This window comes from Sorangium sp. So ce204 (genome assembly GCF_051526795.1).
Lineage (GTDB): Bacteria > Myxococcota_A > Polyangia > Polyangiales > Polyangiaceae > Sorangium > Sorangium cellulosum_B.
The window spans coordinates 5,594,808-5,609,558 of sequence record NZ_CP150317.1 but is presented as its reverse complement, the minus strand read 5'-3'; the positions used below and the strand labels follow the sequence as shown (position 1 = coordinate 5,609,558).

At 69.8% G+C, this 14,751-nt stretch carries 14 protein-coding genes; 3 read left to right on the top strand and 11 right to left on the bottom strand.

Annotated features, from left to right (window positions below; translation table 11 throughout):
- Positions 1-156: 156 nt before the first annotated feature.
- On the top strand, positions 157-897 hold the full coding sequence (locus tag WMF22_RS20820) for a Crp/Fnr family transcriptional regulator (RefSeq protein WP_231864933.1): 741 nt from the start codon (positions 157-159) through the stop codon (positions 895-897).
- Positions 898-1,147: 250 nt separating this feature from the next.
- Here the strand turns inward: WMF22_RS20820 and WMF22_RS20815 are convergent, their stop codons facing one another.
- From WMF22_RS20815 to WMF22_RS20790, 6 genes are all read right to left on the bottom strand, one after another.
- Positions 1,148-2,239, bottom strand: a complete 1,092-nt coding sequence (locus WMF22_RS20815) for a TIGR04552 family protein (protein ID WP_437300791.1) — start codon at positions 2,237-2,239, stop codon at positions 1,148-1,150.
- A gap of 93 nt (positions 2,240-2,332) precedes the next feature.
- Positions 2,333-2,512: a hypothetical protein gene (locus WMF22_RS20810; protein ID WP_012236385.1), complete on the bottom strand. Its 180-nt coding sequence runs from the start codon at positions 2,510-2,512 to the stop codon at positions 2,333-2,335.
- Between the two features lie 507 nt (positions 2,513-3,019).
- On the bottom strand, positions 3,020-3,463 hold the full coding sequence (locus WMF22_RS20805; RefSeq protein WP_437300790.1) for a hypothetical protein: 444 nt from the start codon (positions 3,461-3,463) through the stop codon (positions 3,020-3,022).
- A 6-nt stretch (positions 3,464-3,469) separates the two neighbouring features.
- Positions 3,470-3,919 (bottom strand): c-type cytochrome, encoded by a 450-nt coding sequence (locus tag WMF22_RS20800; protein WP_437300789.1) that lies wholly within the window; start codon positions 3,917-3,919, stop codon positions 3,470-3,472.
- A 200-nt stretch (positions 3,920-4,119) separates the two neighbouring features.
- Positions 4,120-4,743, bottom strand: a complete 624-nt coding sequence (locus tag WMF22_RS20795; protein WP_437300788.1) for an OmpA family protein — start codon at positions 4,741-4,743, stop codon at positions 4,120-4,122.
- A 466-nt stretch (positions 4,744-5,209) separates the two neighbouring features.
- Positions 5,210-6,283, bottom strand: a complete 1,074-nt coding sequence (locus tag WMF22_RS20790; protein WP_438036794.1) for a hypothetical protein — start codon at positions 6,281-6,283, stop codon at positions 5,210-5,212.
- A 253-nt stretch (positions 6,284-6,536) separates the two neighbouring features.
- Here WMF22_RS20790 and dnaE point away from each other — a divergent pair, with 253 nt between their 5' ends.
- Entirely contained in the window at positions 6,537-10,175 is a 3,639-nt protein-coding gene (gene dnaE / locus WMF22_RS20785) for a DNA polymerase III subunit alpha (RefSeq protein ID WP_437300786.1), read from the top strand.
- On the opposite strand, the gene WMF22_RS20780 is transcribed toward dnaE, so the two are convergent.
- The 5 genes from WMF22_RS20780 to WMF22_RS20760 all read right to left on the bottom strand — a co-directional run bounded on the left by WMF22_RS20780 (position 10,168) and on the right by WMF22_RS20760 (position 14,299).
- Positions 10,168-11,169: an AAA family ATPase gene (locus WMF22_RS20780; RefSeq protein ID WP_438036793.1), complete on the bottom strand. Its 1,002-nt coding sequence runs from the start codon at positions 11,167-11,169 to the stop codon at positions 10,168-10,170. The genes dnaE and WMF22_RS20780 overlap by 8 nt on opposite strands.
- 88 nt (positions 11,170-11,257) lie before the next feature.
- Positions 11,258-11,869: a D-glycero-alpha-D-manno-heptose-1,7-bisphosphate 7-phosphatase gene (locus tag WMF22_RS20775; RefSeq protein WP_438036792.1), complete on the bottom strand. Its 612-nt coding sequence runs from the start codon at positions 11,867-11,869 to the stop codon at positions 11,258-11,260.
- Positions 11,870-11,876: 7 nt separating this feature from the next.
- Entirely contained in the window at positions 11,877-12,497 is a 621-nt protein-coding gene (locus tag WMF22_RS20770; protein WP_437300783.1) for a D-sedoheptulose-7-phosphate isomerase, read from the bottom strand.
- A gap of 63 nt (positions 12,498-12,560) precedes the next feature.
- Positions 12,561-13,556 carry a GHMP family kinase ATP-binding protein gene (locus WMF22_RS20765; protein ID WP_012236376.1) on the bottom strand — a complete coding sequence of 332 codons (996 nt, stop codon included), beginning with the start codon at positions 13,554-13,556 and terminating at the stop codon, positions 12,561-12,563.
- Complete coding sequence (locus WMF22_RS20760; protein ID WP_437300782.1) at positions 13,553-14,299, bottom strand: nucleotidyltransferase family protein; 747 nt, start codon at positions 14,297-14,299, stop codon at positions 13,553-13,555. Before WMF22_RS20760 ends, WMF22_RS20765 begins: the two co-directional genes overlap by 4 nt.
- Before the next feature lie 123 nt (positions 14,300-14,422).
- Here WMF22_RS20760 and WMF22_RS20755 point away from each other — a divergent pair, with 123 nt between their 5' ends.
- Entirely contained in the window at positions 14,423-14,695 is a 273-nt protein-coding gene (locus WMF22_RS20755; RefSeq protein ID WP_437300781.1) for a hypothetical protein, read from the top strand.
- The last annotated feature ends 56 nt before the right edge of the window (positions 14,696-14,751 follow it).

The window sequence follows — 14,751 nt, the reverse complement described above, 5'->3', positions numbered from 1 at the left end:
ACCGAAAGGTACGGGCCGGGTATCCAGGATGTCAACGCAAGTGGGAGGTTCCGGCACAAGTCGGGCCCCCCCCAGCCGGTGGGGGCCCCCCGGAACAGTAGGACCGCGACACCGCAAACCGCAGGAGCAGCCGCGATGATGATGGGTAAGGATGCGATGGCACGGAGCGTCAGGGTGCAGCCTGGCGCGCTCGGGAACGACGGTGGACTCGACCTGGACTCCCGCAAACGGCGGGTTGTCCGGCGCGGCGCGATCGGCAACGCGGCCTCCCCGGCCACGCAGTCGGCGCTGGCGGACGGAGGGACGATCCAACGCGTCGCGAAAGGGCGTCACCTCGTGACGCAGGGCGACGCAGCGACCGCGCTTGCCATGCTCAGCCTCGGCCGAGTCCGGCTGGTGCGTGGGATGAGCGACGGGCGCAGCCTGTCGCTCGGCTACAGAGGGGCCGGCGACGTGCTAGGCGAGGCTGCGCTCGGGGGCGTCACGGCCCACCGGGAGAGCGCGATCGCCACGGAGGACGTCGAGGCGCTCCTCGTCCCCCTCGCGACGGTGCGCAACCTGATGGCGACCGACGCCAACTTCGCCGCCGCCATCGTGACCACGCTGGTCGAGCGGCACACGGACACCGAGGAGCGCCTGGCGTCCATGCTCTTCCGCAACGTGGAGGCCCGCCTCTGTGAGTTCCTGCTCAAGGCCGCGACGCGCTGGGGCATCCCCGATCCGCGCGGGGTGCTCATCTCCGCGCCGTTCACCCATCAGGAGATGGCGAGCATGATCGGCTCCACGCGCGAGACCGTCACGCTCACCCTGGGCGATCTCCGTCGCAAGGGGGTGATCGAGATCGATCGCCGCCGGATCGTCGTCCTCGATCGCGACGCGCTGAAGGGCCGCATCTGAGCCCGCTCGTCCGGCGGTGTCATTGAGGGGCTGGCAGGCCTCCTCGATCGAGCGCCGTCGGTCACCGTCCATGCTGTTCGCTCGGCGGCCTCTGCTCCGATAGCCCGACTGCTCCCGGCGTCGCAGCGGTGTTCGCCGCCCTGCTCACGCGTGCCGCTCTCCGGGGACCCACCCCCGATGTCTCGCGGATCTCTCCGGTCTGCCCACTCGGTTACGGCGTCTGGACGGCGACTCGCGCCGAGCGCGGCGCCTAGCGATCTCGCTTGGGTCCGCCGCTCGCCGGGTCGCGGGTGGAGCGGACCCCGAGCTTGAGCCTGCGCATGACGGCCTGCTTCTGCCGTTCCTTGTACCTGGCGTGGCTCGCCTCGCCGACCTCGTTCGCCGCCTCGGTCTCGCGGTCGATCAGCTGGAACTCGCACAGGACGAAGATGATCGGCCCGAGCGCCCAGGCCGCGGGCGGCGCCATGTCGAGGATCTCGGCGGGGAGCCGCACCGGCAGATCGACGACGAAGTGGATCACGCGGTAGCTCCGATCGCTGAAGCTGTTGTCGCCTGCCGTGAGCCCGTCGTCGACGTCGGTCTGCAACGCGTCGAGCATCGGCTGAAGGAAGGGCCGCGTCTCGCAGTAGCTCCGGAACCGCAGGATCGTGTTGGTGCTCTCGCCTGGCACGACGTAATTGAACGGGAACAGCCGCTCGGACAGGTACAGGAGCACCGGCAGCAGATCGTCCACGGTGCGGCAGACGATGCGGAAGCGGAGCTTGTCGTAGATGGCCGCCGCGGTCGTGTCGGTCTTCGACAGGAGCTTCGTGTAGAGCGAGTCCTTGTTCTTCCGCCCGCCGATGAACTCGGTGATCGGGAAGCCCGCCGCGAGCATGCCGCCGATCACCCGGTACACCTTCTCCTCGACGAGGTGGAAGACGTCCTGGTCCGACATGGGGATCGAGAAGAGGAGCTCGCGCCCGGCCAGGTGATGGATGATGTGCATCGCCTTGAGGATCGTGCAGGCGCAGAGCTGGCGGTGGCCCTTGGCCGAGGCGAGCAGCAGGATCTCCTCGACCGAGGCCCGGGCGACCGGGCTCGGGATCGGGAACTCGAAATGGCGGCGCAGGTACGCGATCGCCTCGTTCTTGACGCTCTCGAGGTGGGCGCGATCCCCCGGCTCGTCCGGGCGGAACTCCTGCGCCAGCAAGAGATCCCGCGCCGCCTGCTCGCCCTGCAGGTTGAGCCTCCTCCAGTCGATGACCGAGTCGCCGCGCAGGATGAGGTGCACGGACTCCAGGTCCATGAGCGTGAAATCTTCAAGCCGCTTGAGCCGGCCGACCGAGGCGTCTTGCGTCATGACCTCACGCTCCCCGAGCGTAAGCGCCAGCGCTGTCGCGCGCTCGGGAAACCCTCGCGTCGAGGTGCAGCAGGCGGCAGCTGGGCGAGAAAGTCAGGAGACAGGGGCGTTCGGCGGGGCGGGGCTCGAGCTCGGGGTGCGGCCGAGCGAAAGGGTCCCGAGGAAGATGCCGATCGTCAATGCGACGACAGCGGCGTGACCGAGGTACGCGCCACTGCAACCAATGGCGGCGAACGGGGCGAGCGCAGCCAGATACCACGGGGTGATCCTCATCGGTTCTCCTTCTCCGCCTCCAGCGGCACTGTACAGGCCGCATGGTCGCTCCCTCCGGGGGGGCACCACGATGCACCACGGTCGTCCCAGTCAGAGCGTGTAAGTGGTTGTAGGATAAGGTGCCACGCCCTGCTTCCGCGGGCCAAGAAGTAGCGGTTTCGGGGGGAACGCATCAAGGGAATTCGTTCTCACATTCCATTCCCACCCGAAACGTTGCCACTGGAAGCAAGAAAATGTCAACAATAACAACGATTTATAATTAAGAGCGAAGGCCTTTCATCAAGGGCTGCGTGCGGCTTGCTGGACGCGAGGTGGTACCTCACAGACACGCGTCCAACTCACGGCGGTGCCTTGCTTGTCGGTTTCCGGGCGTCAACGGTCTCGTGCGCCGGGCGGCGGCAACTCACGGCGGCGGGGCTCCGGCGCATCCGGATGCTGTCGGGCTCGCTCCAGGAGCGCCGGCCGAAGCGCGCTCCGCGAGGCCGGCGGGAACGCGCGGGGCGCCGTTCAACGCACGAACAGCGTGATCCGGGACTCGTCCGCGAGCGTGACGGCCCGGCTCGTCACGTCGCGCCCGCCCTTCCTGCCGACCGTGATCTCCACCTGGTAGAGGCCGTCCGGGAGCGACACCTTCGTGAGGACAGCCCGTGGGGCCGTGCCCTCGGCGAAGCGCCATGAGCTGTCGATGACCGTCGCCGTGTCGTCCGCACGGTCGCCCGAAGAAGAATCCGTCCACGTCACGTCGAGCTGCACGACAGTCGCTGCGTCGTCGAGCCGCAGCTCGACCTCCCGCTCTTCGGGCAGGCGCTTGAAGAGGATGCTCCCCGCAACCAGCGCACCCAGCAGGAGGATCGCTGGCGCGAGACGCCGGACCCACGGCGGCCGGCCCTCCGGCTCCGCCGGCGTCTCCTCCGGCGCCTCATCGAAATCGTGCTGCGGGGTCGCGCTCATCGAGCTTCAGCGCGCTCGGTTGGTGCGGACGCGCTTCACGAGGCCCTCGATCACCGGCTGCGGCAGGTCGAAGGCGGGCATCTTGTTCTTGCCCTTCCTGATCGTGTCGGCCATCTGGGCGTCGGTCACACGATCCTGCCATGCCGCGTCGGTGAGGTCCGGGGCGCGGACCATCGGGCCTTGCGGGCCGTCGCCGCGCCCGGCCCTGCCGTGGCAGGTGGAGCAATTTCGCTGCCAGGCGAGCTCGATCAGCCCTGGATCGGTCTCATCGGACGCGACCGGCCGAGCGGCTACCTTGCCGCCCTGGCCCTGCCCCTCGCCGGGGTTCGGCGGATCGTGGTCGTCCCGCGTCCACGGGCGGACGTCGCCCGCCCCGGAGGTGCAGCCGGAGAGGCCGACCGCGAGGAGGGCGATGGAAAGGAGGCGACCCAGGGACCTGTCGTGACGTCTCCGCATGTCGTGGAGACGTACCGATAGTGAAGCTGGTGGGGGAGGCAAGAAAAGAAGGATCGCAGGGCGGCGTCGGCCGCCGGCGCGCGGAGAACGCAGCGGCACCGGCCACCGGCGCCGCTGTCAGCAGAAGGGGAGCGCCCCGACGTGCCCGGGCCCGCGGTGAGCGCGGCGCGCGGCACGAAGCGCGCCCGGGCGCAGCGGCGTCACTTGCAGGCGTCGCCGGCGACCTTGCCGCCGCCGTCCACGGGCTGCTTGTCGACCGCCTTGCCCTTGATGGCCGCGATGAAGAACCCGGTGCGGCGGTTCTGGGCCTTGCCCTCGGGCGTGTTGTTGTCGGCGACCGGCTTGGTCTCGCCGAACCCGACGGCGATGAAGCGCTTGCAGTCGTTCCCCTTCGCGACGAGCCAGCGAGCGACCGCCATCGCGCGCTTCTCGGACAGCGTCTGGTTCGCGGCGTCCTCACCGTCCGAGTCGGTATGGCCCTCGACGCGGAGCAGGCTGACGTCCTCCCGCTGCTTCAGGAACTCGTCGACGAGGTTGAGGACCTCGTCGCTCTCGGGCAGGAGCTTGTCGCTGTTCGTCTCGAAGACCACCGGGCCGGGGAGAGAGACCTCGTTGCCCTTGAGCTTGAACGTCAGCTTGAAGCGCGGGCGGGGCTTCTTCTCCTCCTTCGGCTCGGGCTTCGGCTCCGGCGGGGGCGGGGGCGGGGGCTCGGCCACCGGCTCCTTGCCGGCGTTGAACGAGGCGCTGGCCGTGCAACCCGCCGTCGCGGCGGCAGCGCCAATCATCATCACGGCGCACAGAACGGAAGCGACGTATCTACGCATGGACCTTGTTCTCCTCTGAGGGGCACGAGCCAGAGCTCGCATCGGCGACCCGCCGGGCGGACGCCCTTGGACGGCGGCTCGCCATGAATCTTCACCGCCATCGGGTACTTGCGTGGTGGACGCTCGAAGCGATGCCGACTTCTAGCGAAAAGTCAGGACGAACGAAACCAGGAAGAGGGCGCCTCGCGGCCCGCCCACCAGCGGGCGGACCGAGAGAGCGCGCTGGCAAGACCTCCCTTGCCTCAGCGCGTACCCTGGACGGGTGGGGTCGCTCCTTGAGACGCTCGCGGGGGGCGCGACGGCTCAAGCGCGAGCACGATCTTCGCGGGTGGTCGGAGCCAGCGGAGCAGGCTGCACGTCGCAGGCTGTGGGGATTCCGGCGGGCGCGGGCACCCGGGAGGTGCCCGCGGAGCCGAGGAGGCGTGCGCGACGCGGCGGCCGCCGGTGGATGGGAGTCGCGCGGCGATCAGCCTTCGTCAGCGGGCGCCGGCTGGCACGGCACGCCGGTCGTCTCGGCAGGCGGCGCGATCTCGCCCAGCTGGACCGTCTTCGCGGTGAACCCGATGCCGATGGAGATTGCGTCGCACTCCTTGCTCGGGTCCTGGCTGCCATCCTTCATGATGTCCGAGGCGCGGCGGACCTGGTCGAGGATCGTCTCCAGCGCGGCGCTTTCGCAGAAATTCGGCTGTACGGCGCCGATGACGCCGCGGAGCTCCTCGACGAGGACAGCCGTCTCGAGCACGCCCGCGATGGTCCCTTTGACCACCGATCTGTGATCGGGCGCGAGCTCCATCGCGATCCTCACGTTGCGGATCGTGAGGCCGATGATGGTGTCCGAGACCGTCAGGTTCAGCTGGAACGTGACCTGTGAATCCGGGCCCGAAACCCATGTGTCGTCGACGACGTAGCTGGCCGGGAACACCACCTTGGAGCTCTCGACGTCCTGAGCGTCGTCGAGGAGCTCCGGTACGACAGGCCACCGGTCTGCGCCATCCCAGGTGGGCGCCGCGCCCAGCGTGGCGCCGCCGTAGAGCTTCGCGGTGAGGGGGTTGTAGGACGACCGCTCGCCGAGCCCGTCGACCTTCAAGATCACCGTGAAATCGCCGTTGCCGATGGCGTCGCTGACCCGGGTCGACGGCTCGGTCAGGAGGTTGGAGATGAGGCCGACGAGCTTGCTGCCAAAGGCGTTGTCGATCCCGTCGGCGCCGTCCGGATAGACCTCCGAAGGGGCGGTGTCATCCACCGGCTTGCACAGGTCCTGTGATACGGTGCTGGACATCTTGCCGTCGAGGTTGAACCCGTACTGCTTCCAGCTGCCGGCCACCTTCTTCCCGTCGCGATCGGTATCGCCGAGGAAGAGCCGGTCGATCGCGAACGCGACGCCCTCGCCATCCCCCGCCTGCTCCGGCCCCGGCGCGGGTGGCTGACCGAGGTCGACGTCTTGAACGACAGGCGCCGTGGCCTCGGAGCCACAACCGGCAGCGGACACGAGCGCGGTCGCCAAATACACCGCGACGGCGATACGGGATTGACGCATCATCGACCTCACTTTCTGGAAACCCCACCCCGGATCAGGCAAGTGCTCTCGAACGGGCGCACATGCTAGCGCCGGCCTGCGCGGCTCATCAAGGGCGATCCCCGCTGCGCAATGCGCTATATGTGAGCCCGCCGGCGAGCGCTGGTGGATTGTCCCAGCGCCTCCCGAACTCGCTCTCCACCATTCTCCGCGATTCTCCACGATTACCGTTCTTTCCCGACTACCACCACGATGAGAAGCCCCCTGGAAGCCTGCTGTGACCGCTGAGTTCATCCACCTCCACGTGCATTCGCAGTACTCGCTCCTCGACGGCTCGCTGCGCGTCAAGGACCTGGCCGCGCGCGCCAAATCGCTGGGAATGCGCGCCGTCGCCCTGACCGACCACGGGAACATGTTCGGGGCGATTCAGCACTACAAGGCCTGCAAGGACCAGGGCATCGGCGCGATCATCGGCTGCGAGGTCAACGTCGCCCGCAGCTGGGGCGCGGCCGCGGGGCAGCTGTCGCGCTCGGGCGTGGACGAGACGCCCGTCGATCACCTCGTGCTGCTCGCCGCGTCCGAGGAGGGCTACAAGAACCTCGTCCGCATCGTCTCCCAAGGGCACGTCGATCCCGCGAGCGGGCTCGCGCCGAGCGTGCGGCTCGACATGGTGGCGCAGCACAACGCGGGGCTCATCGGCTTGACCGGCTGCATGGGCGGCGTGGTCGCCCAGCGGATCCTCGAGCAGGGCGAGGGGGAGGGGCGCGAGGCGCTCAGCCGGCTCAGGGACTGCTTCCAGCCGGGGAGCCTCTACGTCGAGCTGCAGGACCACGGGCTGGTCGAGCAGTCGGTGCTCAACGGCATCCTGGCGCGGGCGGCGGGCGATCTGGGGCTCCCGCTCGTCGCGACCAACGACGCGCACTTCGGCGCGCGCGAGGACGGCGAGGGGCAGCTCTACCTGTCCTGCATCGCGGCCAACCGCACGTTCGCGGAGGCGAGCGCCGCGCACCACGGCAGCTTCGAGATGTTCCTCAAGCCCGCCGACGAGATGATGCACCTGTTCCGCGACCACCCGCAGGCGGTGCGGTCGACGCTCGAGATCGCCGAGCGGTGCTCGACGCTGAAGCTCAAGCTCGGCAAGCCGATGCTCCCGACGTTCCCGCTGCCGAGCGGGTTCTCGGACTCGGCGTCGTACTTCCGGCACGTGGCGCACGACGGCCTCACGAAGCGGCTCGCCCAGATCGCGCAGACGGGCAGGAGAGTGGACGAGGCGACCTACCGCGCGCGGCTCGACATCGAGCTCGACGTCATCGTCCAGATGGACTTCCCGGGCTACTTCCTCATCGTCTGGGACTTCATCAAGTACGCCAAGGACCACGGCATCCCGGTCGGGCCGGGCCGCGGATCGGGCGCGGGCTCGCTCGTCGCCTACGCGATGGAGATCACCGATCTCGATCCGCTCCCGTACAACCTGCTGTTCGAGCGCTTCCTGAACCCGGAGCGCGTGAGCATGCCCGACTTCGACGTCGACTTCTGCATGGATCGGCGCGACGAGGTCATCTCCTACGTCACCAAGAAGTACAGCAAGGAGGCCGACAAACCCTCCGTCGGGCAGATCGCGACGTTCCACGAGCTCAAGGCGCGGAGCGTGATCAAGGACGTCGCGCGGGCGATGGCGTTCCCCGCGAACGAGGCGCAGAAGATCGCGAGCCTCATCCCGCAGAAGAGCCCAGGGATCATGTACACGATCCCCGAGGCGCTCGAGATCGAGCCGAAGCTCAAGGCCCTCAAGGAGAGCGACCCCACGGTCGCGGAGCTCCTGAAGCAGGCGCAGAAGCTCGAGGGCCTGACGCGGCACGCGGGCATGCACGCCGCCGGCGTCGTGATCAGCGAGGGGCCGCTCTGGGATCACGTCCCCTGCTTCAAGAACGGCGAGCAGCTCGTCACGCAGTACTACAAGGACGACGCCGAGCTGGCCGGGCTCGTGAAGTTCGACTTCCTCGGGCTGAAGACGCTCACCGTCATCGACATCGCGGTGCGGCTCGTGAACGCGCGGCCCGACCTCGCGGGCAAGGAGGGCAAGCGCTTCGACGTGAACACGGTGCCGCTCGACGACACCGCCACCTACGCGCTCCTCCAGTCGGGCGAGACCACCGGGGTGTTCCAGCTCGAGTCGAGCGGCATGCAGCAGCTCTTCAAGGACCTCAAGCCGGACGCCTTCGAGGACATCGTCGCCGCCGTGGCGCTCTACCGGCCCGGGCCGCTCGGCACCGGCATGGTGAAGGACTTCGTCGACTGCAAGCACGGCCGCAAGCCGATCGAGAAGATGCACCCGCTCGTCGACGAGCTCCTCCAGCCGACGTACGGCGTCATCGTCTACCAGGAGCAGGTCATGCAGATCGCGCAGAAGCTCGCGGGCTACACGCTCGGCGGCGCCGATCTGCTCCGGCGCGCCATGGGCAAGAAGAAGCCCGAGGAGATGGCGAAGCAGAAGGCGACGTTCGTCGACGGCTCGCTCAAGAACGGGGTGAAGGCGGAGGACGCCGAGCGCATCTTCGGGCTCCTCGAGTACTTCGCGGGCTACGGCTTCAACAAGAGCCACTCGGCGGCGTACGCGCTGCTGACCTACCAGACGGCCTACCTCAAGGCGCATTACCCGGTCGAGTTCCTCTGCGCGCTGATGACGGCCGACCGCGACAAGATAGAGAAGGTCGTGCGGATCATCGCGGAGGGGCGCGCGTGGGGGGTCGAGATCCTCCCGCCCGAGATCAACGAGTCCAAGACCGACTTCACCGTCGTCTACAGCGCGAAGCCGGCGACGAACGGCAAGCGCGTGACCGGCACCCGGCGCGGAGGCTCGCGGGTGAGGGACCCGTACGATCCGAAGATCCGCTTCGGAATGGGCGCGATCCGCGGCGTCGGCGAGTCGGCGCTCGAGGCGATCCTCGAGGCGCGGGACGCGGGCGGCGCGTTCGCGGATCTGTTCGACTTCGCCGAGCGGGTCGATCCGCGGCGGGTCAACAAGGGCGTGTTCGAGGCGCTCGTGCAGTGCGGCGCGTTCGACGCGAGCCTCCACGCGCGGGGCATCTCGCGGGCGCGGGCGTTCGCCGGCATCGACAGGGCGCTCGAGCGCTCGCGCTCCGCGAGCAAGGAGCGGAACAGCGCGCAGATCGGCCTGTTCGCGGCGGTGGCGTCCAAGAGCGAGGTGAGGCTGGACGATTACCCGACGGCCGAGGACTGGGATCTGCGCGAGACGCTCTCGCGGGAGAAGCAGTCGCTCGGGTTCTACGTCTCGGGGCACCCGCTCGATCGGTACGGCGTGGATCTGAACCGCTTCGACGTGACCGCGGTGAGCGCGCTGGCCGGCATGGATGCCTGGGCCAGGGTGCGCGTCGGCGGGATGGTCGAGGGCTACCGAGAGCGCATCTTCAAGGGGGGCGGCGGCAAGATCGCGTTCTTCGTGCTCGAGGACACGACGGGCCGGGTCGAGGTCAAGGTGCGCGAGAAGCAGATCGAGAGCTACGCGGACCTCTTGAACCGGGGGGAGCCGGTCCTGATCTCGGGGAAGATCAGCTTCCCGATGGTGGACGAGGGGGCCGAGGAGGCCGAGGCCGCGCCGCGCGAGCCGACCCTGCTGCTCGACGAGGTGCAGCCGCTCGCCGACGCCATCCTCGCGCAGACCCGGAGCGTGGCGATCACGCTGAAGTCGCGCAGCGCCAGGCGCGAGCACATCGATCGGCTCGGGGCGCTCCTGCGGGCGAGCCCAGGGGTGTGCCCGGTGCAGCTCGTGATCCAGCTCGACGATGGTGCAGAGGCGGTGCTGTCGCTGGGGCGTGATCTGCGCGTCGAGCCGAACGACGCCATGCTCGGGCGGCTCGAGAAGCTGTTCGGCGAGAAGGTGGCCGAGCTCAGGTAGCCGGCTCGTCCGCGCCCGCGTGCTCGGCGGCACGCACGAGGGCGCCGAGCTTCGCCTCCGCGTCGCCGCGGTCGCTCTGGTGCTTGAGCAGGACGCCGAGCGTGTCGCGCGCGAGCTCCGGCGTCACCGCGCGCTTGCCGAGCAGGAGCAGCGCGCGGGCCCAGTCGATCGTCTCGCTGATCGCGGGAGATTTCCGCAGATCCATGGCCCGCAGGGCGCCGACGAACGCCACGATCTGCGCCGCGAGGCGGGGCTCGATCCCCGGGAGGGCGACCTTCAGGATGGCGACCTCGCGCGACGGAGGCGGGTAGTCCAGGAACGCGTGCAGGCACCGGCGGCGCAGCGCCTCGGTCATCTCGCGCGTCGCGTTCGTCGTCAGCAGGACGAGCGGCGGGTGCGCGGCGCGGATCGTGCCGAGCTCGGGGATCGTGACCTGCATGTCGGAGAGCACCTCGAGCAGGAACGCCTCGAACTCAGGGTCCGCGCGATCGACCTCGTCGATGAGCAGGACGACCGGCGCGGCGCTCCGCAGCGCCGCGAGGAGCGGGCGCGCGATCAGGAAGTGCTCGCTGAAGAACGACGCCTCGCTCCCCGCGATCGCGCGCGCGGCCGCGGCGAGGCTCGCCGCGCCGGCGATCTCCTTCGCGACGGCGTCGCGCAGCAGCTGCGTGTAGAGCATCTGCTTCGCGTAGTCCCACTCGTAGAGCGCCTTCGCCTCGTCGAGGCCCTCGTAGCACTGGAGCCGGATGAGCCCTCGGCCGAGCGCCTCGGCGGCGGCGCGGGCGAGATCGGTCTTGCCGACGCCGGCGGGCCCCTCGAGCAGCAGCGGCCGCGCCATCCGGAGGGCGAGCCAGAGGGCGAGCGAGGTCGCCGGATCGGAGATGTAGCGGGCCGCTGAGAGGCGGGCGTCGAGCTCGGCCGCGGTGGCCGGGGTGTCGTCGCGGGCGCCCCGATCGTCGGGCGCGCCGCCGTCGAGATCCGGAGGAGGCGTCACGGCGGGACGGTAGCACGCCGCGCGCGGGCTATCGGGCGTTGCGGTGCGTCGCGGCGCGGCGCGGCTCCGCGTGGTGCACAAGAGCCCGCTAGCCGCGCGGCCCGGCGAGGATCTCGGCGGCGAGGAGATCGAGGCGCGGCGCCGCGCGATCGGGGCAGGGGAGATCGGCCTCGCCGCGGAGCGGGCACAGCTCGCAGCGGCGCCCATCCATGACGAGGCCCGCCCGCATGCCCGCCGCGCGCGCGGCCGCCACGTCGCTCGGCGCGTCGCCGATCATCCAGCTCGCCGCCACGTCGAGATCGAGGTCGCGCGCGAGCGCCGTCAGCATGCCCGGCCGCGGCTTCCTGCAATCGCACGGGCGGATGAGCGCCGGATCGCCGCCCGGCCCGCCCTCGGGGTGGTGCGGGCACACCGCGAGCGCCGCGATCGCGACGCCGGCCTCGCTGAGCCGATCGACGAGCGCGCGGTTCGTGCGCTCGATCGCCCCCCACGGGACCTGGCCCTTCGCCGCGCCCGGCTGGTTGGTCGCGATCGCCAGCAGGAAGCCCGCGTCCGCGAGGCGCCGCAGGCCCTCGATCACGCCGGGGAGAATGCGGATCTGATCCGGATGAAACGCAGTCACGACGACGCCGAGCTCGTGATCGCGCACCACGTCGATGAGCGTGCCGTCGCGGTCGAGCAGGATCCCGCGCCTCGCCACGCGGCGCTCAGCTCTCGGCCACGAGCTGGAGGAGCCGCTCGCAGATGAGGTGGTGGTAGACCTCGTGGAAGCCCTCCACGTGCGGCGTCGACGTGTAGCCCGCCCGCGTCCTCGGCACGATCACGCTGGCGTCGGCCATCTGGCGCAGGGCGCCGCCGTCGTAGCCGACGAGCGCGACCACCTTGGCCCCCGTCTTCTTCGCGAAATCCGCGGCGGCGACGAGGTTCTGCGACCATGGGCCGGCGCGATCGGCGCCCGAGCCGCCGTGCACGCTCAGGCACACGAGCACGTCGCCCGCGACCATGCGGCCGTCGAGCTGCTCGAGGAAGATCCGGTTGAAGCCGACGTCGTTGGTGAGGGCGCTGAGGAGCGCCGCGTTGTCGCAGAGCGAGGTGCACTTGAAGCGCCGCTTGCCATCGACCCACGTGAACTTGGCGATGTCGCAGGCGAGGTGGCTCGCGTTGGCCGCCGAGCCGCCGTTGCCGCACGTGTAGATGGTGCGATCGCTCCGGTACGCCTCGAAGAGGATCTCGATGACGCGAGCCATGTCGTCGGGGCTCGTCGCGAGGGCGATCTCGGACGTCTCGCGGAGGTACTTTTCGACGAAGTCGTGCGTGCTCTGAGGCATGGCCGATCTATAGCCAGAGTCCCGCTGAAATGCCCAGCGGGAGGGGTGCGCCGGCGCGCCCGCTCACGATCGGTGCAGGTTCGCGACGATGCGCGCGCCGTCGAGATCGAAGCGGAAGCGCAGGACGCGCAGGCCCTTCGCGGCGAGCGCCTCCAGCACCCGGCGCCGCTCCGCCGGCCGGACGTAGAACATGAAGAAGCCTCCGCCGCCGGCCCCCATCAGCTTGCCGCCGAGCGCCCCCGCGCCTCGAGCGATCTCGTAGATCTCGTCGAGGACCTCGTCGGTCATCTTGGACGCGAGCTTACGCTTCTGGGTCCAGTGGGCGTGGAGGAGCTCGCCGTAGTCGTCGAGCCTGCCCGTGACGAGGATGCGGTGCACGTCGCGGCCGATCTCCTTGATGCGGTGCATCCGCTCGACCACCGCGGGCTCCAGGTCTTGCAGCCGCCGGCCCTGCTCCGAGAGCACGATCCTGGCCGGCCTTTCGACGCCGCTCCACACGATGAGCAGGTTGCTCTCGAGCTCGTCCAGCACCTCGTCGCGGACGGGGACGGGCTCGACGTGCACCGAGCCGTCCGGAGAGAACGTGAACGCCGTGACGTTGCCGTAAGCGGCGATGTACTGGTCCTGCTTGCCGATCGGCTCTCCGAGGCGCTCGATCTCGATGGAGCAGGCCTCGCGGGCGAGCTGCTCGGACGACACGAAGTCGCGCTTGTACGTGTGCAGGGCATTGAGGAGGGCGACCGTGAACGAGCTCGACGAGCCGAGGCCCGAGTTCGCCGGGAGATCCGCGACGCTCGTGAGCTCGATCGAGTGCTCGATTCCCAGCATCCGGAGCGCTTCCCGGAAGATCGGGTGCTCGATCGCGTCGACCGAGGGGACGATCTCGGTCTTGGAGTACGCGAGGCGGATGTCCCGGTGGAAGCGCTTGTTGGCCGTCACGTAGATGTACTTGTCGATGGCGGCCGACACGAGGTAGCCGCCGAAGCGGCCGGAGTACGCGGGCAGATCGGTCCCGCCGCCGCCGAGGGAGAAGCGGACCGGGGCGCGAGAGACGATCATCCCCGCTCCTCCGTCGCGGCCGCGGTCGCGAGGGCGGCCTCGAGATCGCGGAGGCCCTGCTCGGAGCCGATCTCGTGGAAGCGCGCCGCGACCGCGAAGGCCCGGAGGAGGCCGCGCGCCGCGAGGTCGCGCTGCACGACCTCGAAGCCGAGCGGCGCGTCGGCCGGCAGCGCCTCGACGACCTCGCGGCGGAGCGCGGTGGCGCCGTAATCGATGTGATCGAGCGCAGGGTCGGGCGGCGCGCCCGCGCGCCGCTTCTCGTAACGCACCACCAGGTCGCCCGAGACCGCGGCGTTCGACGCCTCGAACCGACCCTCGTTCCGGTACACGGCCATCGTTCCGAGCGCGCCGGGGTGTGTGCGGAGGTCCCGGAGCGGGGCCAGGTAGTCGAAGGGGAGGTAGGAGTCGCCGTAGGTCATGAGGAACACGGGGGCCAGCCGGGGCAGCGCGCGGCGCAGCGCGCCGGCCGTGCCCAGGAGATCGGGGCCGTCGTCGGCATAATGGAGCGGCAGGCCCGCGAACCGGTCGCCCATCGCCCGTCGAACGGCGTCGCCGAGGTGGCCCACGCAGAGGACCACCTCACCAAAGCCCGCTGCGGCGAGCCGCTCGAGGAGCCACGCCCCGAACGGCCGCCCGGCCACGGGCAGCAGGAATTTCGGGGTGCGCTCCGTCCGGGGGCGCATCCGGGTGCCGAGTCCGCCGGCGAGGATCACGGCTTGAGGAGGTGAGGCGTCGGCGCGCACGGGGAGGACCTACCATAGACGACGGTCGCCTTCGGGGCGTCTCCAGCGCTCCCCGCAGGCGGCTCGGAGAAAAACGTCGCCACAAACTGTACGGCCGTTCAGGAGGCGGTTACGGTGCGCGCCATGACCAACAAGGACCTCGCTCCGCATCTTCTCCGGACGTTGGTTGCCCTCCAGAGCGAGGGCAAGACGGTGACCCTCGACACATTGACCACGGCCCTTCAGGTGCGTCGGACCGACGTTCGCCGGGCGATCACCGCCCTGCACCGCGAGGGGTATCTCGACGTTCTCAGCATGCGGCTGACGCTCCGCGGGCTCGCCCTCGGCGCGGCCTTTGCGGCGTCGCAGCTCCGCCCGTTGCGCCGCGCGTCGCTCCGCGCCGTCAAGGCTGCTTGAGCACACCCACAGGGCCGCCACCCTGGCGCGGCCGTGAGCGGCGAGTCGACCTCTGC